This window comes from Paraburkholderia sp. RL17-347-BIC-D, from assembly GCF_046027915.1.
In the GTDB taxonomy this organism is placed as follows: Bacteria; Pseudomonadota; Gammaproteobacteria; order Burkholderiales; family Burkholderiaceae; genus Paraburkholderia.
Genome location: NZ_JARESS010000005.1, coordinates 13,490 through 38,543 on the forward strand (window position 1 = coordinate 13,490; position 25,054 = coordinate 38,543).

Here is a 25,054-nt window from a genome sequence, read left to right on the forward strand (position 1 = left end):
GAAACCCGCCAGACTCAAACCGCGCTCAACCCTTGGCCGGCGCGAGGTCTTTCACATCGGCCGGTTGCGCCGCCATCTGCAGATGCAGACGCTCGCCGGTGTAGGGCGTGTGCTGCCTGACGACCTCCATGTTCAGTTCGACGCCGAGACCCGGTTCCTGCGACGGAATGATGTAGCCGTCTTCCCATTGAATCGGCTTCTTCAGCACGGCTGCATGAAAACCGTCCCACGTGCCGATGCTTTCCTGAATCAGGAAGTTCGGCGTGCACGTCGCGAGCTGAATGCTGGCCGCCGCGCCGATCGGCCCGTTGTACAGGTGCGGCGCAATCTGCGCGTAGTACACCTCGGCCAGCGTCGCGACTTTCTTCGCTTCGAGCAGGCCGCCCACGCGTGCCACATTCAGTTGCAGAATCGACGCGGCGCCGGCTTCGAGCAGCTTGAAGAATTCGTACTTGGTGGTGAGGCGCTCGCCGGCCGCAATCGGAATGCTGGTGTGCTGCGCGACCTGCGCCATCGCGCCTTCCTGACCCGGCGGCACCGGCTCCTCGAACCACAGCGGATCGTATTTTTCGAGGCGTTTCGCGAGCCGGATCGCCGACGAGGGCACCATCTGCCCATGCGTGCCGAACAGCAGGTCGGCCTTGCTGCCCACTGCTTCACGTACACGGCGGCAGAAAGTTTCGCAACGGTCCAGCACTTCCATCGACAGTTGATGACCCGAGTACGCCGTGTACGGTCCGGCCGGATCGAACTTCACCGCAGTGAAGCCGCGATTGACGTTTTCAAGCGCGCATTCGGCCGCCAGATCGGGATCGTCGTAGTCGTATTCGCCGCGGCTGTTCTTCGGGTACAGATAGGTATATGAACGCAGGCGCTGATTCACCATGCCGCCCAGCAACTCATACACCGGCTTGTTAGCCGCCTTGCCGATAATGTCCCAGCACGCCATTTCGAGGCCGCTGACCACGCCCATCATCGTCAGATCGGGGCGTTGCGTGAAACCGCTCGAATACGCCTCGCGCCAGAGCCGCTCGATGTGATGCGGGTCCTTGTCGAGCAGATAGCGGCCGAATACATCGTCGATGATGTGGGTCATCGCTTTCGGATGGAACGTCGCCGAATAGATTTCGCCGACACCTTCAATCCCGCAATCGGTCTTGAGCTTGACGAAGATCCAGTACATGCCGCCCACATGCGGCGGCGGTACGGCGACGATATGCGTTTCGAGCGAGGCAACTTTCATTTACGCACCTTCCTTTCTGTTGAGCATGTTTCTCAGCGCGAGCCCGGCAACGCCGCCGAGCGCCGCCATGGCGGCCACATAGCCGAAGTAGAGCTGGTAGCCGAAGACGCCTGGAAACGTCTGCGTCAGATAGCCGTTGATGAGCGGCAGGAACACGTCCGGCGAATAACCCAGCACGGAGATCAGGCCGATCGCGAGGCCCATCGTGGTCACCGGAATATTGCAGCGATCCAGCAGCGACCAGTACAGGCCGCGAATCGCGTAAGTCAGAATGCCGATGAACAGCACGAGGAACACCAGCAGCGCGTGGCTCGAAATACGCGGCGCCGCCATCAGGCCCACCAGCGACAGCGCGGCGAGAAAGAGCGCGATCACGAGCACCGAGACCTTCGAATAGCGGTCGCCGAGAAAGCCGCCGCCAATGCCGCCGATCGGCCGCATCCACAGCTTGAGCGTGGTGATCGTGCCGGCCATCACGACCGTCAGGCCGATCTCGCCTTCATGCAGATAGGCGGAGAAACTGTAAGTAGCCCAGAACACCTGGTAGCCGCAGAACACGATGGCGGCGACCAGCCACAGTTCTGGAATCTTCGCGAGCGTCTTCAGATCGACCAGCACGTTGTTGCGTTGGCGCGCGGCGCGATTGGCGGCTGCATCTTCGGTGCCTTGCGGATCTTTGACGAGTGCGAGCACGACGCCGAGCGCAATGCAAAGAAACGCGTACATGTAGACCACCAGCTTGAAACCGGCCGCGACCGGTTCGCCTTTGGTCTGCGTCACCCATGCGAACAGCGTGATCGCGATGGTCGCGAGCATGGCTTCGATCAGGCCGCGTCCGCCGTCGAGCAAGCCGAAGAAACGGCCCTGCTCATGCGTGCCGGCAATCATGGTCACGCGCTTGATGACCGCGGCCCAGAACGTCAAGCCGGTCGACAAACCCCAGCCGCCGAAGATCATCATCAACATCGGGAACGATGGTGCGGTCGAATACCACAGCCCGAGCACGCCGGTGGCGATCAGCGAAAAGCAGATCAGCAAACGCGGCGCGATCCGGTCCGCGAGCCAGCCGCTCGGCAGATAACTCAACAGAAAAATCGTGCCCAGCGACGAATACAAGTAGCCGAGCTGGCTATCGGTGATGTGGAACACTTCGAGCATCGTTGGCTGATACACCTGCCGCAGATACAGAATCGGGTAGATCGCGCCGGCTGCGATCACCAGCAGGATGAGCTGGATATAGCGTTGCGCCTTACTGTTTTGCAGGGCGGCCTCTTCGTCGCTTAAAGCGAGCGAAGCGTCGGTTCGGACGGGTTGAGATGACACGTGAGCGCTCCTCAGAGACACAGCGCCAGCCCATCGGGCCGCCCGGTCTCCAATATGTTTTGTTATGGACTGGCAGCAGATTCGCCGCGCTTTTCAGGTTGCAAAGGAGACACGCGCCGTCGTTTCAACGTGCGGCGTGTGCCGGTTCAACTTCAGTACTTCATGACCACGAGACGGGTCTGGGTGAATTCGAGCATGCCGTGCTTGCCGTCGTCGCCGCCGAGGCCCGAACGTTTCCAGCCGGCGTGAAAGCCCTGATACGGATCGGCCGGCGTACGGTTCACATACAGCTCGCCGGCTTCGATGCCGTTGGCGATCTTCATCGCACCGCGATAGTTCTCCGTATACAGCACCGACGAGAGACCGAATTGATGGTCGTTGGCCATTTCCAGCGCTTCGTCGAGCGTGCGGTATTTGACGACCGGCATGATCGGACCGAAGGTTTCTTCCTGGATGATTTCCATGTCCTGACGGCAATTCGACAGCAACGTGGCCGGATAGAAGAAGCCTTTGCCTTGCGGCAGCTTGCCTCCGGTTTCGAGCGTGGCGCCCGCTGCGATGGCGCGTTGAACCATCGCGTGAATCGACTGGCGCGACGCCTCGTTGACGAGCGGACCCATCAGCGACGGCTGCTCGCTGCGATCGCCGCTCTCCACCGCGCTCATGTGCTTTTTCAGCAGCGCGACGAAGCGGTCATGCACGCTTTCCTGCACATAGACCCGTTCGATCGCCGTGCACAACTGTCCGCAATGCGTGGTCTTGGAGGCGACCAGGTCGCGCGCGGCTTTCTCGAGATCGGCATCGGCCTCGATGATCGCGGGCGTCTTACCGCCCAGTTCGAGCGACGGCTTGGCGATGTTCGCCTTGCAATATTCGAGCACCTTGCGGCCCGCGCCGACGCTGCCCGTCAGCGTGATCATGCCGACCTTGGGATGCGTGCAGAGCGCTTCCGCGGTGGCATGGTTCATCGCGAGAATGTTCACCACGCCCGCGGGCAAGCCGGCCCTCTCCACCGCCTTGGCGATTTCGAATGCGGAAGTCGGCGTGTTGTTGCTCGGGCGCACGACGACCGTGTTGCCGGCGATCAGCGCCGGCGCCACTTTACGCATGAACGTATAGACGGGGTAGTTGAACGGGATCAGACACGCAACCACGCCGATCGGCTCGCGATGCAACACGAGGTTTTCGTCGGGCGTATCGCTCGGAATCACTTCCCCCTCGATGCGGCGCGCCCACTCTGCGTGATAGCGCGTGATCTGGCCGGCGTAGATCGCTTCGTTGGTGGCGTCGGCCACGCTCTTGCCCGACTCCAGCGCGAGCGCCGCGCCGATGGCCGGCGCGCATTCGGTCAGCGCATCGGCAAGCTTGTGCAGATACACCGCGCGCTCGGCTGAAGGCAGCTTGCGCCAGCCCTTTTGCGCGACCGCGGCGGCGTCGACCGCGGCGATGGCTTCGGCCTCGGTGGCACCCGTGACATGGGCGATCACGGTCTCGGTGGCCGGATTGCAGACGGCGATGAGCTCGCTGCTAGCGGTGTCAGTCGCGGGTTCGATAAACCGGCCGTTAGCAAAATTCCGATCGAGTCGCATGGTCGTCTCCTGAAAGCATGGTGCGAAAAACGCATTGCCCTCGGCTATGGCTTGCATGCCAAAGGTGCATGAACGGAATTTTTCTCCGAGGCACTGCCGGCCACAAGCGAATAATTCGCTGGAAAAACATTCGAAAAAATCATGTTTATCCAGGGATGTGCCTCATACGCGTTTGCCATCGCAAATAGCAGAATCCGGGCTTTGCCAAAAAGCAGCGGGCGTCGAACGCCTTCGGGTCTGCCCGAAATTCGGCCCGCTCACTACCAAGGTCTGGAGCTCACGATGGAAAAGAACCGCATTGCCACCGCCGCATTCACGGCGCTCACGTCACTCATTGCGCTGGCGGCGTCGCCGGCCTTCGCTCAAAGCAGCGTGACGCTGTACGGCGTGCTCGACGAAGGCATCGACTACACCAACAACGCGGGGCACGGTGCGGTCTGGGAAATGGTAAGCGGCTATGCGCAAGGCAGCCGCTGGGGCATGAAGGGTTCGGAGGATCTGGGCGGCGGGCTGAAGGCCGTGTTTCAACTGGAAAATGGCTTCGACGTGAGTTCGGGACGGCTCGGCCAAGGCGGCCGCATGTTCGGCCGCCAGGCGTACGTGGGGCTCAGCGACGGCCGTTTCGGCACGGTCACGCTCGGTCGCCAGTACGATTCGGTGGTCGATTACCTCGCGCAGACCACGGCCAACGGCAACTGGGCCGGCTACCTGTTCGCGCATCCGTATGACAACGACAACACCGACAACTCGTTCCGTCTCGGCAATAGCGTGAAATACGCGAGCCCGGAGATGGCGGGCTTCCAGTTCGGCGGCGCGTACGCCTTCAGCAACGACACCAACTTTGCGAACAACCGCGCGTATAGCTTCGGCGGGCAGTATGCGAACGGCGGCCTGCTGGTCGCCGCGGCCTATATGCAAGCGGACAATCCCGGCGCGGGTTCGACTGGCGCGATTACCGCGAACGACGCGAGTTTTATCGCCGGACGCATGCGGGTGTTCGGCGGCGGCATCAACTACACGTTCGGTTCGGCGACCGCCGGTTTTGCCTACACCAATTCGAACTACAAGAATCCGACTGGCAACGGCTATATCGGCGTTCCGCTGGCCGCGCCGGGCGTGACGTTGAATACGCTGAAGTATCAGAACTTCGAAGTGAACGGCAAATACCAGTTCACGCCGGCGTTCTTCGTCGGCGCTCAGTACGTGTACACGATGGAGACCTACGATGCGTCGTCAGGCAGCGTGAAGCCGAAGATCCACTCGGTGGGCTTGATGGCGGACTACAACCTGTCGAAGCGTACCGACGTGTATGTGCAGGGCGAGTATCAGAAGGTCGCGGGCGATTCGACTAACTCGATTCTCGACAATGCGTTCATTCCGGGTGTGCAGGCGCCGTCTTCGACGGGCACGCAGGTCGCTGTTCGGGTTGCGCTGCGGCATAAGTTTTAAGGGGGCTGGCGCAGGTGGATTGTGGGGGCGGCGGTAGCCTTTCTGGGGTGTTCAAATTTTTTCTTTCTTCACGTTCCGTATACAACGCGGGTTTTCTGAACGCCCACGTCGGCATCCCTCACTCCTCCACCGCCGCCTTCAACCTCGACAGCGCGTGATCCCACTGCCGCGAGATCGCGTCGAGCGCGCGGCGCGCTTCGTCGAGATGGGTGGGCTCGAATTCCCACAAGCGTTCACGACCCACCTTGACGTCGCGCACGAGACCCGCGTTGGCGAGCACCTGCAAATGCTGCGTGACGGACTGCCGCGTGATGTCCGTTCCCGCAGTGAGTTGCGCGATCGACATCGCGCTGCCCGCGCACAACACGGCGACCAGCCGCAGACGTGTCTCATCGCCGAGCGCGGCGAAAATCAGCGCGGAACTGCGCAGCACCGACGCCTTCAGATCCGCTGCGCCAAACGCCTTCTTAACCCTTGGTGACATGCTGTTCGATGTTGGCCATCTGCTCTTCCCACCCACCGTTATTCATGCGGAACGCTTCTTCACGGCGGCCGGCGGGAAGCTGATCGAAGCCCGACTCGACTACGCGCAACAACGTGCCCGATGCGACCTCGGTCAACTCGAAGACGACCAGGGTAGTCGGCTCCGGCGAATAGTCCACCGTGATGTCGACCGCGGCCGGATGCCAGCGCCACGACAGGTGATGCTCCGGCTCGACGCGCTCCACATGCACGTCCATGACGAGATACTCGTAACCCGGATAGGTAATATTGCCCTGCACGGACTGGCCGGCCACGAACTGCTTGCCGGTAAGATTCACGCCGAACCAGTTGCCGAATTCCTCGGCATTGGACAACGCGCGCCAGACCCGCGAGCGCGGCGCCTTCAGCAGAATCTGTTTTTCAATGCGATCGGTCGATGTGTTCATATGCAGCCTCCTGATTGCATATTAGGAGCAACGTGATCAACATGCAAGTGATTGCCTGCATGTTTCGATGGCGTTTTTTCGTAGGAACGAGAGCCTGCCACGTCCCTACTTCTCTTCCTGTTCGCGACTTTTGAACAGGCGCGCACTCGATAGAATGGCGAGCGCGATCACTACGCTGAGAATCGCCGTGGCCTCGCGCCCGAGCCCCGCCGCCACGCCGACGCCCGCGCTCAGCCACAGGCTTGCCGCCGTCGTCAGGCCGCGCACCTCGCGCTCGGCACTGAGCTTGATGATGGCGCCCGCGCCCAGAAAACCGACACCGGACACGAGTCCTTGCAACACCCGGCTCATGTTGTCCTGCGAGAACCCGGCCTGCAGCGGCACGACCACGAACAAGGCCGCGCCGACCGACACCATCATGTGCGTGCGCATGCCGGCGTCGCGCCGTGACATCTCTCGCTCGAAACCGAGTATGCCGCCGAGTATCAACGCGAGTCCGAGGCGCATCAGGACCTGCAAGACGTCGGCCATGCTGCCGAGGTCGGAGAATTCTGCCCGGGCGACTGCCCACACCGCGTGCCACCAGTTGTCCATTACATTTGCCCGACAGTCCGGAAAACGCCAAGCATACGGCAATAACGCAGCACTGCGTGGCTCATCCCGCCGTCGTCTTCTTCACGAACGCGCTCACCACAGCCTCCAGTTCCTTCGTGATCGATGTCATCACGCCGGCCACCACGGCGAACTCGCGGCCGGTCACATGCGCGCGGCTCGCCACGATCTGACCGTTGAACGAGACGATATGCGCTTCTTTCGCGATCGCCTTGATCCGCTCGATCAACTGCTGTTGCTCTTTTTTCTGCAAACGCGCTATACGCCGGCTTTCCTGTTCATAGACAGCCGTAACGCCGTGCAGATGCGTCAACAACGGATCGACGGAATCGACCAGGGCATTCAACGCATCGTCCGCGCGCGGTGAAGCGCGCCCGATCGCGTCCAACGCCGCCGAAGCCAGCGCGATGAAGTCCGCGATCTTCCTCGCGACATTGTCGCGGCCGTGAAATGCTTCGCGCAACGCTGGGGAAAACAGGCCGGGCAGACCATCGCGGCCCTGGGTCAGCACCGTGTGGCTGTCGGTAAATGTGTTCAGAGTATCGCGTGCGATCGCCAGCGCGCCGTCGAACTGTTGAAACGCCAGCATCGCCTTCAACACGATGCGCTGCGAGAGCATCCGCTGACGCCCCGCCAGATTGATCAACGAGCTCAACACCTCGCTGGAGACGTCCGCTTCGGACGGTGGTGCGTGAACCCGTTCTGTCGTGATGCTCATGTCGACTTCTTATGATTTTGATCGGCCCCGTCGCGCGATCCGCGCCTCCACTCAGCGTGGAGGCGCGGATTGCTCGCGTTACTGCGTTACTGCATTACTCCGTCGCGTGCGCGTGCATCACACCGGAGTGCATCGACCACGCCATCCACGGACGGCGCAGCGCGACGATCGCGACGAACGCGCATGCCGCCAGCGCGCCGAACGTCGCAAAGCCCATCTGATAGCTGCCCGTGCTTTCCTTCGCGATACCCATCACGACCGGCAGATAGAATCCGCCGATACCGCCCGCGGCGCCGACGATGCCCGACATCAAGCCCGTGCGGCCCGCCCAGCGATGCGGCACCAGCTGGAAGGTCGCGCCGTTGCCGAGACCGAAGGCCACATACAGGCACAGCAGCAGCGTGATGCCACCGGCCATCGCCGGCATGGCCGCGGCGAACACGAAGTCGCACAGCGAGATGATGGCGAGCAGGAAGGTCAGCGCGCGCACCCCAGACACCTTGTCGGCGATCAGGCCGCCGAGCGGACGCACCATCGCGCCGGTCGCGGCGAGCAATGCCATGAAGAGGCCCGCGTCGATCTTCGAGAGCTGATAGAGGTTGGTCAGGAGCAGCGACACATATGAAGACATCCCGACGAAACCGCCGAACGTAATGCTGTACACCAGCATGATCGCCCACGTGTCACGCTCGGCCAGCACCGCGCGATAGCGCTTGGGCAACACTGCGATTGCGAGCAGTGCACCGATCACCGGCAACAGCAGCACACCCGTCTTGCCGGAGCCGAACATGCCGGCTTCGACCAGCAGCACCAGCACGATCAATCCGACCAGCGTCACCGCGAAGCTGCCGAATGCGCGCAGCACGCTGCCGGTTTTCACGCCGGAATCGTTGGCCCAGAAATACAGCGTGATCGCGGCAATCGCGAGCAACGGCAGTGCGCCGCCGGCCGCCATCTGCCAGCCGTAGTGCGTGGCCAGTTGCGGGAACAGGAAGCCGTCGAGCACCGCGCCGATATTGCCGGCCGCGGCGAGACCCAACACGAGGCCCTGCACCTTCGGCGGATAGTTGCTGCCCGCCATCGGCAGCGCCACGGCGAAACTGGCACCGCCGACGCCGAGAAATACGCCGAGCACCAGCAGCACCGTGTACGACGGCACGGACGGCATCAACGGCAACACGATGGTCGGCACCGCCGACAGCAGCACACCCATCAGCGCAATGCGCTTGCCGTGCGCGGATTGATACAGGTTACCGAGCGTCACGCGCAGAATCGCGGCCGAGAGCACCGGCACCGCGACCAGCAAACCTTGTTGCGCGGGCGTCATCGCGATGCTCTTGCTGATGAATGGCGCGAGCGGTCCATACAGGACCCAGACGGTAAAGCCAGTGTCGAAATAGAGGAAACACGCCACTAGCGCGCGCCAGTCCCCACTCTTTAGGGAGCTCATCACGTTTTTCATCAGATATCCTCACAAAACTGATTTTTCGACTATCCGGCAGATCGCGCTACGCGCCACGCACCGGAATGATCACGATGTTGAAAACCGGCATGAACATGCAACCTCCATGCCATGTGGCTCCGTCTTTAGAAGCTGTACTGCGTACTCTTTGAAACCTTGAAGCGGCGAGCGTGTTCGTCGCGCTGACAACCCCGCAGCCATCAATAAACGTCGCGTGCGTAGCGCTTTTCCTGCGCGAGACGGTTCACGTAGTCGAGGGCTTTTTCATCGCTCATGCCGCCGTGCCGCGCCACCACTTCCTTGAGCGCCGCGTCGACATCCTTCGCCATCCGGTTGGCGTCGCCGCATACGTAGAAATGCGCACCGTCTTCGAGCCATGACCACAATTGCGCACCCTGCTCGCGCATACGGTCCTGCACATAGACCTTGTCCGCCTGATCGCGTGAGAACGCGACATCGAGCCGGTTCAGCACGCCGCTGTCGCGCATCGATTCGAGTTCGTCGCGATAGTAGAAATCCGAGGCAGCGTGCTGCTCGCCGAAGAAGAGCCAGTTGTGCCCCGTGTCGCCGCGTGCACGCCGCTCGTGCAGAAAGCCGCGAAACGGTGCAACGCCGGTGCCGGGACCGACCATGATCATCGGCGTGTCGGAACCATGAGGAGGACGAAAGTGTGCGGACTTCTGCACGAACACGGGGACGTTGACATCGCCCGCACGGTCGGCGAGAAACGTCGACGACACGCCTTTGCGATGACGCCGGCCATTGCTGTAGCGCACCGCGGCAACGGTCAGATGAACTTCGCCCGCGTGCGCCTTCGGGCTCGACGCAATCGAATACAGACGCGGCTGCAAACGCTTGAGCAGGCCGGTCAATTCGGCTGCCGTGAGGCTCACTGGAAATTCATGCAAAACGTCGGCGATCTGCTGGCCCCACAACCATTGCTTGAGATCGGCCTTGCGCTCGGGCGACAGCAGATCGCGCAGCGCCCCGTTGTTGCTGCGCGCGGCGACGAACGCGAGCAGATCCGGATTCGGGCGCGCGATCTCGTAGTGCTTGCCGAGTGCATCGGCAAGACGCATCTCGCCGACGCCTGACACGTTCACCGCGGCATCCGCGTTCACGCCGCTCAGCGCGATCAATTCGTCGACCAGTTCCGGGCAGTTGCTCGGCCATACGCCGAGCGCATCGCCTGCTTCGTATTCGAGTCCCGAATCGCGCGTGCTCAGCGAAAAGTAGCGCGTGTCTTTCGCCGCGCCCGGCTTGTTCAGGCGCAGATTGCTAACGAGCCGCGACGCGGCCGGCCGCGTTTTGGTCGGCACCGTGCCCGGCACCACCGCGTTGATCATGCCGCCCGGCGGCACGGCATACAGCGCGGCATCCTCTTCCTTGATACGCACGATGATGCGTTCGAGCCACGCGTCCGCGCTCTCCTGATACTCGCCATCGCAATCGACGCGCTCCATCAAACGCAGCGCGCCCCGCTCGGCGAGCCGCTCATCGAGGCGGCGGCCGTGGCCGCAGAACTGGTCGTAGTTGCGATCGCCCAGAGCGAGCACCGCGAAGCGCACGCCGTCGAGCCGCGGCGCGCTTTCGCCGCTCAATTGCGTCCATAGACTTTGTGCGTTGTCGGGTGGATCGCCGTCGCCGAAGGTGCTCGTCATCAGCAACACGTATTGGGCTTTGGCAAGCGTCGAAGCTTGATAGTCCGCCATGCACGACGTGCGGATTTCAAAGCCCGACTCCATTAGCCGCGTGGCATAGGCTTCGGTCAGCGACTCGGTGTTGCCCGTTTGCGAGGCCCACAGTAACGTGACCTTCGGCCGTGCGCGGACGATGCGCACACCGGATGCGTGCGAAGCTTCGGCATGCGACGCCGCAAGTGCAGTGGCGGGCATAGTCGCGCTGCGGCTATAGAGACCGGCCAACAAACCATCCACGTAGAGACGCCTCGTCGTATCGAACGGCGCGTTGCCTGGCAGAACCGGCACGCGGTCGATGCCTTGCGCTTCCGCCGAGCGCAGTCCGCTCACGAAGCCAGCCAGATAGACACGCTCCTGATCGGTGAACGAAGGCGCGGGTGTCGACGGCAACTGCAACAGGCTGGTGAGTGCATCGATACGGGGCATATCCAGATCCTCGGCGCTTGCCGATACGGTGTTGGCCGGCGCCACGCTCGCGGCAACCGCAACGGATGCATCGGTCAACAATGCATCGTCGTCATTCAGGAAAGGCTCGACGCGCTCGGGCGCCACCGGGCTCAGCGCGACCGCGCAGAACTTGAGTTCGGGCTGCTGCGAGACCGGGTCGATGGCGTCGCTCGTCACCGCGTTGATGCACAGGTCGTCGCCGAATACGTCGTTCCAGTGCATCGGCGCAAAACAGTTGCCCGCGCTCACGCGTTCAGTCACGACAGCCGGCAACACCGCGCGGCCCCGGCGCGAACGAATCTCCACCGGATCTTTTGCCTTGATGCCGAGCGTGGCGGCATCTTCGGGATGGATCTCAACGAACGGGCCCGGGTTCAGCTTGTTGAGCATCGCGACCTTGCCGGTCTTGGTCATCGTGTGCCATTGATGCTGCAAGCGGCCCGTATTCAGCACGATCGGGAATTCACGATCCGGCAGTTCAGCCGGCGCCGCGTAGGCGCGCGCGAAGAACACCGCCTTGCCGCTCGCCGTTGGAAACACGAAGCGCGGACGGCTGCCGTCCGGCCGTTCCTTGAGCGTCTGACTCACGCCGTCGTTGATATAGCGAACCGGATTGCGATCGGCAGCATCATCCGATGCAAGCGGCCATTGCAACGGCGTTTCTTTCAGGCGGCGATGGCTCGCGCCGCGCAGGTCGTAGCCGGTCTTCGGATTCGACGCGCGGGTGATTTCCGCAAACACTTCCTCGGCGCTCGCATAAGTAAAGGCATCGGCAAAACCCATTTCACACGCGACGCGCGCGATGATCTGCCAATCCGGCAACGCGGCGCCCGGCGGCTCGATGCCCTTTTGCATCAGCGTGAGATTGCGCTCGGAGTTGATCATCACGCCTTCGGCCTCGGCCCACAGCGCGCCAGGAAGAAGCACGTCGGCGTAGCGGTTGGTCTCGGTATCGAGGAACGCATCCTGCGCGATCACGAGTTGCGCCGCGCTCAATCCGTCGATCGCGTTCTGACGATTCGCCACGCTCGCCACCGGATTCGTGCAGATGATCCAGCACGCCTTGATCTCACCCGCCGCCATGCGCGCGAACATATCGATCGTGCCGTTGCCGACCTGCGGCTTGAGCGAGCCCGTCGGAATGCGCCACAGGTCTTCGATAAACGCGCGGTCTTCTTCGACCAGCACCGAACGCTGCCCCGGCAAGCCCGCCCCCATGTAACCCATCTCGCGGCCGCCCATCGCATTGGGCTGGCCCGTCAGCGAAAACGGGCCGCTGCCGCGCCGGCAAATCTTGCCCGTCGCCAGATGCAGGTTGCAGATCGCGTTGGTGTGCCACGTGCCGTGCGTGCTTTGATTCAGACCCATGGTCCAGCAACTGATCCACTCTTTGGCGCTGCCAATCATGCGCGCGGCCTCGCGGATATCCTCGACGGCGAGGCCGGTGATCCGCGCGACGTGCTCCGGCGTGTAGTCGGCGAGAAACGCTGGCATCGCGTCCCAGCCTTCGGTCGCCTCGGCGATGAATGCGGCATCCGTATGGCCGTTTTCGTGCAGCAGATGCAGCAGGCCGTTGAGCAACGCGAGATCGGTGCCCGGCTTGATCTGCATGAAGAGATCGGCCTTCTCCGCGGTCGTATTGCGGCGCGGATCGACGACGATCAGCTTGGCGCCGGCCTTCACGCGATCCATCATGCGCAGGAACAGAATCGGATGACAGTCGGCCATATTCGCGCCGATCACGAAGAACAGGTCGGCGTGGTCGATGTCTTCGTACGATCCCGGCGGGCCGTCCGCGCCGAGCGACAGCTTGTAGCCGCTGCCCGCGCTCGCCATGCACAGGCGCGAATTCGATTCGATGTTATTGGTGCCGACAAAGCCCTTGGCGAGCTTGTTGACGAGGTACTGCGCTTCGATCGACATCTGACCGGAGACGTAGAACGACAGCGCGTCCGGCCCGTGCTCATCGAGCAGGCCGCGCAAACGCGCCGCCGTGGTGCTGATCGCCTGCGCCATCGGCAGCGGCGCCGGGTCCTGGCCGCGCGCGTGACGCACGAATGCGTCTTCGAGACGTCCCGACTTGCGCAACGCGACATGCGCCGACTGCCCTTTCGTGCACAGCCGTCCGAAGTTGGCCGGATGCTCCTTGTCGCCGGAGATTTTCACGACCTGGCCGTCCTCGACGTGCAGCACCATGCCGCAGCCAACGCCGCAGTAAGGGCACACGGTTTTTACGCTAGTGGAGGACATGGCGGGCAACGTCGTTCGAAAAGGTTTCAGACAAATCAGCGGCTCAAACCGCGACCCACACCTGGCCGTCTTCCACGCGCGCGGCGAACGCACCGACGGAATGCGCCGGTGTTTCGAGGCACTCGCCAGTGCGCAGATCGAAGTGATGCTTGTAGATCGGCGAGGCCACCACGATCCGCTCGCCGAGGCTGCCGATCAATCCGCGCGAGAGCACCGCCGCCTGCGAGCCCGGATCGAAGTTCTCGATCGCGTACACGATGCTGTCCGCGTCGCCCTTGTTCACGTGAAAAACCGCGACCTGTTCGCCGTTGACGAGCGCGCAAACACCCGTGTTGGGCGCGATGTCGTCGAGCGGGCAAACCGGCGTCCAGGAGCGTGGCAGGCGATCGTTGTTCATGACGGAAGTCCTCGGTGAATGGTGCGGTTCAATCAAACGGTTTCAACGACAACAGGAATCGCGGCGAGCTTCGAGCGCCGCTCGGCGAGCGTGGCCGGCCGGATCTGGCCGCGCTCCTCGACGAAGGCGACGTTGCTGTCCGACTCGCCGCTGTTGACGAAATGGCGGAAGCGCTTGCGCGTTTCGGGATCGGTGACGGCCTTCTTCCATTCGCATTCGTAGGTGTCGACCACGTGCTGCATCTCCGACTCGAGTTCGCCGGCCACGCAAAGCCGATCGTTGACGACCACGTCGATCAGATAGTCGAGGCCGCCTTCGAGGTTCTCGCGCCACACGCTGGTGCGTTGCAGACGGTCGGCGGTGCGCACGTAGAACATCAGGAAACGGTCGATGTAGCGCACCAGCGTCTCCTTATCGAGGTCCGACGCAAGCAGTTCGGCGTGGCGCGGTTTCATGCCGCCGTTGCCGCATACATAGAGATTCCAGCCCTTCTCGGTCGCGATGATGCCGACGTCCTTGCCCTGCGCTTCCGCACATTCGCGGGTGCAGCCCGACACGCCGAACTTGATCTTGTGTGGGGTACGCAGGCCCTTGTAGCGGTTCTCGATCTCGACCGCGAGACCCACCGAATCGCCGACGCCATAGCGGCACCACGTCGAGCCGACACACGACTTCACCGTGCGCAGCGACTTGCCGTAGGCGTGGCCGGATTCGAAACCGGCGGCGATCAGTTCTTCCCAGATGAGCGGCAATTGCTCGACGCGCGCACCGAACAGATCGACGCGCTGACCGCCGGTGATCTTCGTGTAGAGGCCGTATTTCTTGGCGACCTGGCCGACCGCGATCAAGCCGTCGGGCGTGACTTCGCCGCCCGCCATGCGCGGCACGACCGAATAGGTGCCGTCACGCTGAATGTTGGCGAGGTAATAGTCGTTGGTGTCCTGCAGCGAGGCATGCTCCTTCTTCAGCACGAACTCGTTCCAGCACGACGCTAGAACGCTCGCCACCACCGGCTTGCAGATATCGCAGCCGAGACCGTGACCGTGCTTCGCGAGCAATTCGCCGAAGCTGCGCACGCCTTCCACGCGCACGATGTGATACAACTCCTGGCGCGAGTACGCGAAGTGTTCGCAGACGTGATTGGTGACCGCGAGCCCCTGCTTCTTCATCTCGGCCTTCATCACCTGCGTGACGAGCGGCACGCAACCGCCGCACGACGTGCCGGCGCTGGTCGCGCACTTGAGCGCGCCGATGTCGGTGGCGCCCGCGCACACGGCGGCGCACAGGTCGGCCTTCGAGACGTTGTTGCACGAGCAGATCTGCGCGGAAGCGGGTAAGGCATCGACGCCGAGCGCGGGCTTCGCATTGCCGTCCGCTTGCGGCAGAATCAGGAATTCAGGCGATGCCGGCAATTCGATGCGGTTCAGCATCATTTGCAACAGCGTGCCGTATTCGCCGGCGTCGCCCACCATGACGCCGCCGAGCAGATATTTGCCGCACTCGGACACCACCAGCTTCTTGTAGACCTGCTTGCGTTCGTCGCTGAACTGATAGGCGCGGCTGCCCGGCGTGTTGCCGTGCGCGTCGCCGATGCTCGCCACGTCCACGCCCATCAGCTTGAGCTTGGTGCTCATGTCGGCGCCGGCGAATTCGGCCGTATCACCGAGCAATTGCTTCGCCACCGTGCGGGCCATGTCGTAGCCCGGCGCCACGAGGCCGAATAGTTGGCCGTTCCACAGTGCGCATTCGCCGATCGCATAGACGTGTGGATCGCTGGTGCGGCACGCGTTGTCGATCACGATGCCGCCGCGCGGGCCGAGCGCCAGGCCGCTGTCGCGAGCCAGATCGTCACGCGGACGGATGCCCGCGGAGAACACGATCATGTCGGTGTCGAGGTGGCTGCCGTCCGCGAATTGCATGCGGTGCGTGCCCGCTTCGCCGTCGACGATCGCCGTGGTGTTCTTCTGCGTGTGCACCGTTACGCCCAGTTCTTCGATCTTGGTGCGCAGCACGCGGCCGCCGCCATCGTCCACCTGTACGGCCATCAGACGCGGCGCGAATTCGACCACGTGCGTTTGCAGACCCATGTCGCGCAGCGCCTTCGCGCATTCGAGACCGAGCAGTCCGCCGCCGACCACCGTGCCTGTCTTCGAACGCGCGCCGCATTCGCGCATCGCTTCGAGGTCGTCGATGGTTCGGTACACGAAGCAATCGGCGCGCTCACGGCCTTGCACCGGCGGCACGAACGGATAGGAGCCGGTCGCGAAGACCAGCTTGTCGTAAGCCAACGTTTCGCCCGTCGATACCGTCACGGTGCGCGCATCGCGATCGATCGCCACGGCCTTCGCGTTCAGCTTGAGCAAAACGTTCTGGCGTTCGAAGAAACCCGGCTCGACCAGCGACAGATCGTCCGCCGTCTTGCCCGCGAAAAACTCGGACAGGTGCACGCGGTCGTAGGCCGGACGCGATTCTTCGCACAGCACCGTGATGTCGAGGCCGTGCGCGGCGTCTTGTGCGAGGCACTCGATCAGTTTGTGACCGACCATCCCGTGACCGATAACGATGATTTTCATGACCGCGGTTTCCTCAATGTGCTGGGTTGCGAGCGACGCCGTATGGCATGGGGCGAAAACGAATTCCGGAAATAAAAAACGGCGTCCCGCGAACCCAGTCGATGACTGAATTCGGGGGACGCCGTTGTCCTGACCTGTCCTGCAGCGAGTACTTTGTGTTGCACTCGCGCCGGATCCACGTTGATCCGATGGCAAGGCTTAATGCAAAGCCTGTGCCAGTTGCGTGAAATGCTCGCAAAGAGGCCGTGGCGCGGGGCTTTGCGGCCCATGGCACAGCTGCGCGGCGCAGCGCACGCGCGACGCGTTTTGATGCAGCGAGGCACATGGATGGTGCGACGCAGCACCCCGCACGTGCGAGGTGCGGGCCCGCGAACGGTGCGTGGCGCGACTGTTGGAGGCGTTATTCGCGAGGTGTGGCAAGGCGTGAAGCGCACTTCGTTGATGGATGGCGTAGTCCTTGCGTAAGCCGTGGCGAGTTCATGGCGGCAACGCGGCCGCCATGACATGTCGCACACACCGATGCAGACGAAACACAACGCTGTGTTTCGCCGCGCTTGAAGCGAAACACCGGCACACCAGGCATTAAACGGACAACGGCGTCCCCTCGTGACCATCACGAGCGGACGCCGTTTTTTATTTGGCGCCGGCGAAACAGCGATCGCCGGCCGACACAGAAGCGAAGGACACCGTGATAGATACCGCGATGAACACGAATACCGGCAAGGTCACCTTATTGAGCGCCGGCCCCGGCGAGCTCGATCTGCTCACGCTGAAGGCCGCCAAAGCGCTGGCCGCCGCCGATGTCGTGCTGCTCGACGACCTCGCGAATCCCGAGATCGTGACGCTGGCGCCACAAGCACGCGTGATTCGTGTGGGCAAGCGCGGCGGCTGCCGGTCAACGCCGCAAGCGTTTATCGAACGCCTGATGCAGCGCTATGCGCTCAAGGGCTTGCACGTGGTGCGGGTGAAAGGCGGCGAAGCGCTGCTGTTCGGACGCGCTGGCGAAGAGCTCGCGGTCTTGCGCGGCGCCGGCATTCCGGTGGAGATCGTCAACGGCATCTCGTCGGGGTTCGCGGCCGCCGCGGGGCTCGGCATCTCACTCACGCATCGCCGCCATTGCCACGGCGTGAGCTTCGTCACCGCGCACACGGAAGATCACGGCGAGCCGGACTGGGCCGCTTTGGCCGCGACGCGGACCACGTTGGCAATCTATATGGGGATGCGGCGCATCGACAGCATCGCGACGGCATTGCTCGCGAGTCTGCCGGCCGATACGCCCGCAGCCGTGGTGCAATGGGCCGGTGGCAGCAACGAACGGCGTCTCGTGAGCCGCCTCGATCGGCTCGCCGCGGATGCGACGCGCGCGGGTTTCGGCAGCCCGGCGGTGATTCTGGTGGGCAGCGCGATCGGCGAAAGCGTCGAGCATGCATGGGCGGGTGATAACGCCTGGCGCGACGAAGCAGCCGCGATGCAGGCGGACATGCAGAACGCGCGAGAGGCAATCGCACAGGCCGCCTGATGAGCCGTCTGCGCGCTTCTCAACCGCTCAGCTCAAACGCCGGTCGGCAGTCTCGCGACGAAGCACGTGCCCTCTTGCGCGGACGATCTGACTTCGAGCGTGCCGCCATGCGCGCTCACGATCTGCTTGCAGATATAGAGGCCGAGTCCGAGGCCGCCGCCGGGCTTGCTGGTCGCCGGACGCCAGTAGGGTTCGAAGACCTTGCTCAAGCTCTCCGGTGCAATCGCGTTGCCGCCGTTCAGGACGCTCAGCACGAGTTCATCGTCTTCGATGCGTGCCCGCACCCGCACCGGAAACTCCGCCGCGCCATGCGTCACCGCGTTGCCGAGCAGGTTCGAAAGCAACTGCTGCACACGGGTGCGGTCGCAGCGCACGCGCGCGGAGATGGCGAGATCGTCGGCGAGCAGCCGATCCGGATTGGCCTCGCGCACTTCGGCGACGACCACCCGCAGCGCCATCGCCAGATCGTCGACGTCGTCGATCGACACGCCGATGCCCGAACCGAGCCGGCCACGCGCGAAATCCATCACGTCGTCGATCAGGCGAGCCATGCGCAAGGTGGTGGACTTCAGACGCTGGCCGATCTTCACGAGATCGGGCTCGTTCTTGCGCAACGACAGCAGTTCGGCCGTCGCGCTCACCGCCGACAAGGGATTGCGCAGGTCGTGCCCCAGCACGGCGATGAACTGCTCGCGCAGGCTGGAGTTTTCCCGCTCATGGCGCAAGGCGGCCTCAGTGGCCTGGTGGCGGCCTTCGTTGGCAAGCTGGATCGCGATCAGGTCGGCAAATACCTCGAACATGCGCAAGGTGCGCGGATTCGAAACCTCGGCGGGATTCGGGTCGATCGCGCAGAGATTACCGAAATAGCTGCCGTCGGGAAGAATGATCGGCACGGAAATATAACTGCCCAGCTTGTAGATTTGCGCCGTGTGATGGCCGTGATAAACCGGATCCGTGTGGAAATTGTCGATGACGATCGAGGCCCGCGCGGCGCGCGACTCGAAACACAGTGTGGTGTGCAGGTCCAGATCGCCGCCCGCCGCGAGACCGAAGTTCACTTCGTCCTGCACCGCGCACGCCGTCCAGCGCTGCTCCGTGACGCGGGCCACCGCGGCAAAGCCCATGCCGGTGTTCTTGCAGATCATGCGCAGGATGGAAGGCACGGCATCGATACGCTGAACCGCTTCGATATCGCGTGCGATGTCAGCGTCTTCGGCGTTGCCGATCGGTAAATTATTCATAAGAAGCGGAACTGCGCACCCTTGCCGATCTGGCCTGGAAAAAACACTTTATCGAGTATCGATTCTATCGGGACTTCAAATTGCTCACTATCAGGAACACAACCTGAGGGAAATCAGATGGCCCATCACCCAGCCGCACGCCTTCTGATCGCTGACGACGACGCGAATTTGCTCGCCGCTTACGTACTCTACTTCAGCGCGCATGGTTTCGAGGTCCAGACCGCGCGCAACGGCCTCGACGCGCTGGCTCAATACTGCGCATGGCATCCACACGCCGCGCTGCTGGACGTCGAAATGCCGCGTCTGGACGGGCGCGCGGTGGCGCGGCGAATCCGCTACGTGGGCGATGTCCCTGCGCCCACCCTGGTCGCGGTCAGCGGGCTCGAGCGCGCCGAGGAAAAGAGCGAATCGCTGCGCTCGGGCTTCAACCATCACTTCGTCAAGCCGGTGCCGATGCCGGTGATTCTCGCAGCGTTGACCGGCCGCGTCCGGCATTAGCCGGTGTTGTCCAGGCAGGTGCCCTGGCTTTGCGCGCAGTTCCCGTGCCCGAGGTTTAACCGAGGTTTAACCGAGTTTTAACCGCGTTTTACCCCGTCACTGCCCTCAATCGCCGAAGCCCAGTTCCGCTTCCACCGCCTGCCCCACGCGCAGCCACGTCCCGGCCCCGCTCGCGACGAGCGCATTGTTACCGAACGTGATCGCCCCGTTTCGCTGCGGATTCGTGCGGTAGACGCTCATCGTGTCGGTCGGCTCGTTCGGCCAGTCCGGATCGGGCGCGCCTTTCGCCTGGTCGATGGTCGGCATCGGGCAGCGCGAGCACGGTTTGACCAGTTGCAACTGCACGGCCGCGCCCTTGTCGCCGTCTCCGTCGACGCTCAGCGTCTCCACATAGTCCTCTTCGTACGCATCGAGCCCCGTCAGCACCACGTTGGGACGGAACCGGTCGATTGGAATCGACGGCGCGCCCTTACCATTCAGGCGCGTGTTCAGATCGTCGAGCGACGCCTGGCCGATCACCAGCAGCGGAAAACCATCGGCGAAATGGGTGGTCGCGCCGCCCACGCTCCCCGTGTAGTCCGGATCGACAATGCGCTCGCGTTCGGGATTGAAGCGCAAGAGCCGCGCGGGCACGCCGAGAAACGTCGAGAACCACGCGGCACACGCCTCGCCGGTGTCGAGCCCGTAAGCGGCGTCGCGCCAGACCTTGGTCTCTACCGCGTGCGGCGTCTCGAGCCGCGCGCTTTCCAGCGGCGTGCGCAACTCGCTCATGCCGGGCGCGCGGATCATGAGGTCCTCGGCGCCGATTTCGGCCTTGATCAGCGCCATGCGCGGATACGCGCGCTGCGTGAGCATGGCGCCGGCCGGGTCGGTGACCATCCAGCAGCGGTCGTATTCGAGGCCGGTGGCAAAGAGGCGTGCCTCAGGCAGCGCAATGCCCGCGCAGGATTTGATCGGATAGACGAATAGCTCGCTGATGGTCGGCATGGCGTGGGTATGCACGTGGGGAGCGTGCGCATTCTTGTGTTTGATGCCTGATTGTAAAGCCCTCCGCGCTCATCGTTCCAGCCGGAATGTCGGCCAAACGAGCCGCCAAAGACCGCCCGGGGCGATGCCGTCGTTTCTTCCGGCCGCGCTTGGACGTAAAATCCCCAAGCAAAGCGCTCGGGCAATGACAAGGCCGGCGCCGCGGCATCCGCGCACAATGTGGATCCTGGAAGGCTGCGTGCAATCCGCGCTGTCACCGAACATCAACGCGGCCGCACTCCCGCGCGCCACTGGATAGAACGTGTAGAAGCATCCTTACCATAACCAAACCAGGAAATTCATTATGCTGAGCAAACCCGTGTTGACCGTCGCCGAAACGACCCGCATTCTCGAAGCCGCCCGCGCGGAAGCCGAGAAACACCAGTGGGCCGTCGCCATCGTGGTGGTCGACGATGGCGGCCATCAGCTCGGCATGCTGCGTCTGGACGGCAGCGCGCCGGCCAGCTCGTACATCGCGACCGAAAAGGCGCGCACGTCGGCGATCGGCCGCCGTGAAACCAAGGTATACGAAGACATGATCAACAACGGCCGCACCGCTTTCCTGAGCGCGCCGCTGCAAGGCACGCTGGAAGGCGGCGTGCCGGTGATCGTCGACGGCCAGGTGGTCGGCGCGGTCGGCGTGTCGGGCGTCAAGTCGGATCAGGACGCGCAGATCGCCAAGGCGGGTATTCAGGCCATCGCCGCTTGAGTTTGCGGGTGGTTCGCAAACCGACCAAAGCGGCCGCCATGAAACAATCAAGCTAACCGTTGCACAACGCGGGCCGATGCCCCCTCATCGGCCCCATTCAGATAGATGGAGCAGTCGATGACTCAGATGAACACGCGCGGCGGACTGCAAGTCGCCGCCAACCTCGACCAGTTCGTCGAAACCGAAGCCCTGCCCGGCACCGGAATCGACAGCGCCGCATTCTGGTCAGGTTTCGACGCCCTCGTGCACGAGCTGGCGCCCAAGAACCGTGCGTTGCTCGCCGAGCGCGACCGCCTGCAAACCGAGCTGGACAAGTGGCATCGCGCCAATCCGGGTCCGGTGCGCGATCTGCGAGCGTACCGCGCGTTTCTCGAAGGCATCGGCTATATCGTGCCCGTGCCTGCCAGCGTCAAAGCCACGACCGACAACGTGGACACCGAAATCGCCGAACAGGCCGGCCCGCAACTCGTGGTGCCGCTGTCGAATCAGCGCTATGCGCTGAACGCGGCGAATGCGCGCTGGGGCAGCCTGTACGACGCGCTGTACGGCACCGACGCGATCCCCGAGACGGGCGGCGCGGAAAAGCAGAAGGCTTTCAATCCGGTGCGCGGCGCCGCGGTGATCGCCTATGCGCGCAAATTCCTCGACCAGGCCGCGCCGCTCGCGAACGGCTCGCATGCCGACGCCACGCGCTATAGCGTCGAAGGCGGCAAGCTGATCGTCACGCTGAAGAACGGCACGAGCGAGCTGAAGACGCCGGCGCAATTCATCGGCTATCAGGGCGAGGAAAGCGCGCCGTCCGCCGTGCTGCTCAAGCACAACGGCCTGCACTTCGAAATCCAGATCGATGCGAACGATTCGATCGGCAAGACCGATTCGGCGCATGTGAAGGACGTGGTGGTCGAAGCGGCGGTGAGCACGATCATTGACTGTGAAGACTCGGTCGCGGCTGTGGATGCGGACGACAAGGTCCTGCTCTACCGCAACTGGCTCGGCCTGATGACCGGCGACCTGACCGAAGAGGTCACGAAGAACGGCAAGACCTTCACGCGCCGACTGAACGCCGACCGCGTGTACACCGCCGCGAACGGCACCGCGCCGGTCGTGCTGCATGGCCGCTCGCTGCTGTTCATTCGCAACGTCGGTCATTTGATGACCAATCCGGCGGTGCTGACCAAAGACGGCCACGAGATTCCGGAAGGCATTCTCGACGCGGTCATCACCACGCTGTGCGCGTTGCACGACCGCAAGCACCAGTTGAATTCGCGCACCGGCTCGATCTATATCGTCAAGCCGAAGATGCACGGGCCGGCCGAAGTCGCCTTCGCGAGCGAGCTGTTCGCGCGCGTGGAAGACCTGCTGAAGCTGCCGCGCAACACGATCAAGATGGGCATCATGGACGAGGAGCGCCGCACCAGCGTGAACCTGCTCGCCTGTATCGCCGAAGCGTCGGAGCGTGTCGCGTTCATCAACACGGGCTTCCTCGACCGCACCGGCGACGAAATGCACTCGGCCATGGAAGCCGGTCCGATGATGCGCAAGGGCGACATGAAGTCGAGCGCCTGGATCGCCGCTTATGAGCGCAGCAACGTGCTGGTCGGTTTGAGCGCGGGCCTGCGCGGCCGCTCGCAGATCGGCAAGGGCATGTGGGCGATGCCCGATCTGATGCACGCCATGCTCGAACAAAAGATCGCGCATCCGAAGGCCGGTGCGAACACCGCATGGGTGCCCTCGCCGACCGCCGCCACGCTGCATGCGCTGCATTACCATCAAGTCGACGTGCAGAAGGTTCAGCAGGAACTGGAACGCACGGAATACGCGACGGTGCGCGACGAACTGCTCGACGGCTTGCTGACGATTCCGGTCGTCGCCGAGGCGAAATGGAGCGACGACGAGATCCGCAGCGAGATCGACAACAACGCGCAGGGCATCCTCGGCTACGTGGTGCGCTGGATCGATCAGGGCGTAGGCTGCTCGAAGGTGCCGGACATTCACAACGTCGGCCTGATGGAAGACCGTGCCACGCTGCGTATTTCCAGCCAGCACATCGCCAACTGGCTGTATCACGGCGTGGTGAAGCGTGAACTCGTCGAAGAGACGTTCAAGCGGATGGCGAAGGTGGTGGATGAGCAGAATGCCGGCGACCCGCTCTACAAACCGATGGCGCCGGGCTTCGATACGATCGCCTTCAAGGCCGCGCAAGCGCTGGTGTTCGAAGGACGTCAGCAGCCGAGCGGTTACACGGAACCGCTGCTGCATAAGTTCCGGCTGGAAGTGAAGAAGGAGGCTTGATAGCGAGTTGGCCGGGCCGCGCGTGATGCGCGGGTCGGCTGAAAAAAAGACGGGCGCCGCGTGGTTTGCGGCGCCCGTTTTAATGCGCGCGGTGCTGCTGCGCGTTACCTCTGCGTGGTGAGTTCGCAGCAACTAGTGACGCCGCTTAAGCCGCTTCTGCCGCATACTGCGCCGGCACGCCGTCCTGCATATTGGTCTGCATATACGCCTGCAGATAAGCCTCGAATTCCGCCTTCACTTCCGGATGGCGCAGCGCGAATTCCACCGTCGCCTTCAGATAACCAAGCTTGCTGCCGCAATCGAAGCGCGTGCCGAAATAACGATACGCGAGCACCTGCTCCTCGGTCAGCAGCGATTGCACCGCGTCGGTCAATTGCAGTTCGCCACCCGCGCCCGGCTTCAACGCGCGGATATGCTTGAAGATGGTCGGCATCAGCACATAACGGCCCACCACGCCGAGATTCGACGGCGCCTTGTCCGGTGCCGGCTTCTCGACGATGCCCGACAGCTTGATCACGTTGTCTTCCCACTCGCGGCCATCCACCACGCCGTACGAGCGGCTGTCTTCGCGCGCGATGGTTTCGACGCCGATCACCGAGCTGTGATAGTGATTGAACGTGTCGACGAGCTGGCTCATCACCGGCTTCGAGCTGTGCAGCAGGTCGTCGGCCAGAATCACGGCGAACGGGCTCTCGCCCACCAGTTTCTCCGCGCACAGCACCGCGTGGCCGAGGCCGAGCGCTTCGGCCTGACGCACATAGAAACAGTCGACGTTGGCCGGCTTGATGCTGCGCACCAGATCGAGCAGCTTCTGTTTGTTACGCGCCTCGAGTTCGGCTTCGATCTCGTAGGACTTGTCGAAGTGATCCTCGATGGCGCGCTTGCTGCGGCCCGTCACGAAGATCATCTCGGTGATGCCGGCGGCAATCGCTTCTTCGACCGCGTATTGAATCAGCGGCTTGTCGACGATCGGCAGCATTTCCTTAGGACTTGCTTTGGTTGCCGGCAGGAATCGTGTCCCGAGGCCCGCTACGGGAAACACGGCTTTGGTGACTTTCAGCATGGTAGGCATTCCCA

At 63.1% G+C, this 25,054-nt stretch carries 19 protein-coding genes; 5 read left to right on the forward strand and 14 right to left on the reverse strand.

Features of this window, described 5'->3' with window-relative positions; genetic code table 11:
• Positions 1 to 25 precede the first annotated feature (25 nt).
• The 3 genes from P0D96_RS08910 to aldA form a co-directional block, all read right to left on the reverse strand.
• Positions 26 to 1,243, reverse strand: coding sequence for a mandelate racemase/muconate lactonizing enzyme family protein (locus tag P0D96_RS08910; RefSeq protein ID WP_408313048.1), 1,218 nt, complete (start codon positions 1,241 to 1,243; stop codon positions 26 to 28).
• Entirely contained in the window at positions 1,244 to 2,566 is a 1,323-nt protein-coding gene (locus tag P0D96_RS08915) for an MFS transporter (protein ID WP_408175398.1), read from the reverse strand.
• Positions 2,567 to 2,718: 152 nt separating this feature from the next.
• A complete protein-coding gene (gene aldA, locus P0D96_RS08920) occupies positions 2,719 to 4,155 on the reverse strand; it encodes an aldehyde dehydrogenase (RefSeq protein ID WP_408313051.1) in 1,437 nt (478 codons plus the stop codon).
• 282 nt (positions 4,156 to 4,437) lie between these two features.
• Here aldA and P0D96_RS08925 point away from each other — a divergent pair, with 282 nt between their 5' ends.
• A complete protein-coding gene (locus P0D96_RS08925) occupies positions 4,438 to 5,604 on the forward strand; it encodes a porin (protein WP_408313054.1) in 1,167 nt (388 codons plus the stop codon).
• 118 nt (positions 5,605 to 5,722) lie between these two features.
• Here P0D96_RS08925 and P0D96_RS08930 read toward each other — a convergent pair whose 3' ends face one another.
• The 8 genes from P0D96_RS08930 to nirB form a co-directional block, all read right to left on the reverse strand.
• Complete coding sequence (locus P0D96_RS08930) at positions 5,723 to 6,088, reverse strand: ArsR/SmtB family transcription factor (protein ID WP_408286612.1); 366 nt, start codon at positions 6,086 to 6,088, stop codon at positions 5,723 to 5,725.
• Entirely contained in the window at positions 6,072 to 6,533 is a 462-nt protein-coding gene (locus P0D96_RS08935) for an SRPBCC family protein (RefSeq protein ID WP_408175402.1), read from the reverse strand. Before P0D96_RS08935 ends, P0D96_RS08930 begins: the two co-directional genes overlap by 17 nt.
• A gap of 105 nt (positions 6,534 to 6,638) precedes the next feature.
• Entirely contained in the window at positions 6,639 to 7,127 is a 489-nt protein-coding gene (locus P0D96_RS08940) for an MgtC/SapB family protein (RefSeq protein WP_408175403.1), read from the reverse strand.
• A gap of 61 nt (positions 7,128 to 7,188) precedes the next feature.
• Entirely contained in the window at positions 7,189 to 7,863 is a 675-nt protein-coding gene (locus P0D96_RS08945) for a type IV pili methyl-accepting chemotaxis transducer N-terminal domain-containing protein (RefSeq protein WP_408313057.1), read from the reverse strand.
• Between the two features lie 94 nt (positions 7,864 to 7,957).
• Positions 7,958 to 9,325 (reverse strand): MFS transporter, encoded by a 1,368-nt coding sequence (locus P0D96_RS08950; RefSeq protein ID WP_408175406.1) that lies wholly within the window; start codon positions 9,323 to 9,325, stop codon positions 7,958 to 7,960.
• A 200-nt stretch (positions 9,326 to 9,525) separates the two neighbouring features.
• Entirely contained in the window at positions 9,526 to 13,722 is a 4,197-nt protein-coding gene (locus tag P0D96_RS08955; RefSeq protein WP_408313061.1) for a bifunctional nitrate reductase/sulfite reductase flavoprotein subunit alpha, read from the reverse strand.
• A 43-nt stretch (positions 13,723 to 13,765) separates the two neighbouring features.
• Positions 13,766 to 14,119 (reverse strand): nitrite reductase small subunit NirD, encoded by a 354-nt coding sequence (gene nirD / locus P0D96_RS08960; protein WP_408175409.1) that lies wholly within the window; start codon positions 14,117 to 14,119, stop codon positions 13,766 to 13,768.
• Between the two features lie 32 nt (positions 14,120 to 14,151).
• Entirely contained in the window at positions 14,152 to 16,692 is a 2,541-nt protein-coding gene (gene nirB, locus P0D96_RS08965; protein WP_408313064.1) for a nitrite reductase large subunit NirB, read from the reverse strand.
• Between the two features lie 703 nt (positions 16,693 to 17,395).
• Here nirB and cobA point away from each other — a divergent pair.
• Entirely contained in the window at positions 17,396 to 18,211 is an 816-nt protein-coding gene (cobA, locus tag P0D96_RS08970) for a uroporphyrinogen-III C-methyltransferase (protein WP_408313067.1), read from the forward strand.
• 32 nt (positions 18,212 to 18,243) lie between these two features.
• Here the strand turns inward: cobA and P0D96_RS08975 are convergent, their stop codons facing one another.
• Positions 18,244 to 19,452: a GAF domain-containing sensor histidine kinase gene (locus P0D96_RS08975; protein WP_408286625.1), complete on the reverse strand. Its 1,209-nt coding sequence runs from the start codon at positions 19,450 to 19,452 to the stop codon at positions 18,244 to 18,246.
• Positions 19,453 to 19,569: 117 nt separating this feature from the next.
• Between P0D96_RS08975 and P0D96_RS08980 the strand changes: the two genes are divergently transcribed.
• On the forward strand, positions 19,570 to 19,950 hold the full coding sequence (locus P0D96_RS08980; protein WP_408313070.1) for a response regulator: 381 nt from the start codon (positions 19,570 to 19,572) through the stop codon (positions 19,948 to 19,950).
• Positions 19,951 to 20,055: 105 nt separating this feature from the next.
• Here P0D96_RS08980 and P0D96_RS08985 read toward each other — a convergent pair whose 3' ends face one another.
• Positions 20,056 to 20,937: an MOSC domain-containing protein gene (locus P0D96_RS08985; RefSeq protein ID WP_408313285.1), complete on the reverse strand. Its 882-nt coding sequence runs from the start codon at positions 20,935 to 20,937 to the stop codon at positions 20,056 to 20,058.
• Between the two features lie 343 nt (positions 20,938 to 21,280).
• Between P0D96_RS08985 and P0D96_RS08990 the strand changes: the two genes are divergently transcribed.
• Positions 21,281 to 21,685 (forward strand): heme-binding protein, encoded by a 405-nt coding sequence (locus P0D96_RS08990; protein ID WP_132374637.1) that lies wholly within the window; start codon positions 21,281 to 21,283, stop codon positions 21,683 to 21,685.
• 117 nt (positions 21,686 to 21,802) lie between these two features.
• Entirely contained in the window at positions 21,803 to 23,977 is a 2,175-nt protein-coding gene (locus P0D96_RS08995) for a malate synthase G (RefSeq protein ID WP_408313073.1), read from the forward strand.
• A gap of 145 nt (positions 23,978 to 24,122) precedes the next feature.
• On the opposite strand, the gene galU is transcribed toward P0D96_RS08995, so the two are convergent.
• Positions 24,123 to 25,040, reverse strand: a complete 918-nt coding sequence (gene galU / locus P0D96_RS09000; RefSeq protein ID WP_132374639.1) for a UTP--glucose-1-phosphate uridylyltransferase GalU — start codon at positions 25,038 to 25,040, stop codon at positions 24,123 to 24,125.
• Positions 25,041 to 25,054 lie beyond the last annotated feature (14 nt).

What these genes read in the sequence shown, in the direction of transcription:
- P0D96_RS08995 (WP_408313073.1), top strand. Translation starts at nt 21,803, where the DNA reads ATGACTCAGATGAACACGCGCGGCGGACTGCAAGTCGCCGCCAACCTC.
- P0D96_RS08930 (WP_408286612.1), bottom strand. Translation starts at nt 6,088, where the DNA reads ATGTCACCAAGGGTTAAGAAGGCGTTTGGCGCAGCGGATCTGAAGGCG.
- nirB (WP_408313064.1), bottom strand. Translation starts at nt 16,692, where the DNA reads ATGAAAATCATCGTTATCGGTCACGGGATGGTCGGTCACAAACTGATC.
- P0D96_RS08950 (WP_408175406.1), bottom strand. Translation starts at nt 9,325, where the DNA reads ATGAAAAACGTGATGAGCTCCCTAAAGAGTGGGGACTGGCGCGCGCTA.
- nirD (WP_408175409.1), bottom strand. Translation starts at nt 14,119, where the DNA reads ATGAACAACGATCGCCTGCCACGCTCCTGGACGCCGGTTTGCCCGCTC.
- P0D96_RS08910 (WP_408313048.1), bottom strand. Translation starts at nt 1,243, where the DNA reads ATGAAAGTTGCCTCGCTCGAAACGCATATCGTCGCCGTACCGCCGCCG.
- P0D96_RS08940 (WP_408175403.1), bottom strand. Translation starts at nt 7,127, where the DNA reads ATGGACAACTGGTGGCACGCGGTGTGGGCAGTCGCCCGGGCAGAATTC.
- P0D96_RS08955 (WP_408313061.1), bottom strand. Translation starts at nt 13,722, where the DNA reads ATGTCCTCCACTAGCGTAAAAACCGTGTGCCCTTACTGCGGCGTTGGC.
- galU (WP_132374639.1), bottom strand. Translation starts at nt 25,040, where the DNA reads ATGCTGAAAGTCACCAAAGCCGTGTTTCCCGTAGCGGGCCTCGGGACA.
- P0D96_RS08975 (WP_408286625.1), bottom strand. Translation starts at nt 19,452, where the DNA reads ATGAATAATTTACCGATCGGCAACGCCGAAGACGCTGACATCGCACGC.
- P0D96_RS08990 (WP_132374637.1), top strand. Translation starts at nt 21,281, where the DNA reads ATGCTGAGCAAACCCGTGTTGACCGTCGCCGAAACGACCCGCATTCTC.
- P0D96_RS08980 (WP_408313070.1), top strand. Translation starts at nt 19,570, where the DNA reads ATGGCCCATCACCCAGCCGCACGCCTTCTGATCGCTGACGACGACGCG.
- P0D96_RS08945 (WP_408313057.1), bottom strand. Translation starts at nt 7,863, where the DNA reads ATGAGCATCACGACAGAACGGGTTCACGCACCACCGTCCGAAGCGGAC.
- P0D96_RS08985 (WP_408313285.1), bottom strand. Translation starts at nt 20,937, where the DNA reads ATGCCGACCATCAGCGAGCTATTCGTCTATCCGATCAAATCCTGCGCG.
- P0D96_RS08935 (WP_408175402.1), bottom strand. Translation starts at nt 6,533, where the DNA reads ATGAACACATCGACCGATCGCATTGAAAAACAGATTCTGCTGAAGGCG.
- aldA (WP_408313051.1), bottom strand. Translation starts at nt 4,155, where the DNA reads ATGCGACTCGATCGGAATTTTGCTAACGGCCGGTTTATCGAACCCGCG.
- P0D96_RS08925 (WP_408313054.1), top strand. Translation starts at nt 4,438, where the DNA reads ATGGAAAAGAACCGCATTGCCACCGCCGCATTCACGGCGCTCACGTCA.
- cobA (WP_408313067.1), top strand. Translation starts at nt 17,396, where the DNA reads ATGAACACGAATACCGGCAAGGTCACCTTATTGAGCGCCGGCCCCGGC.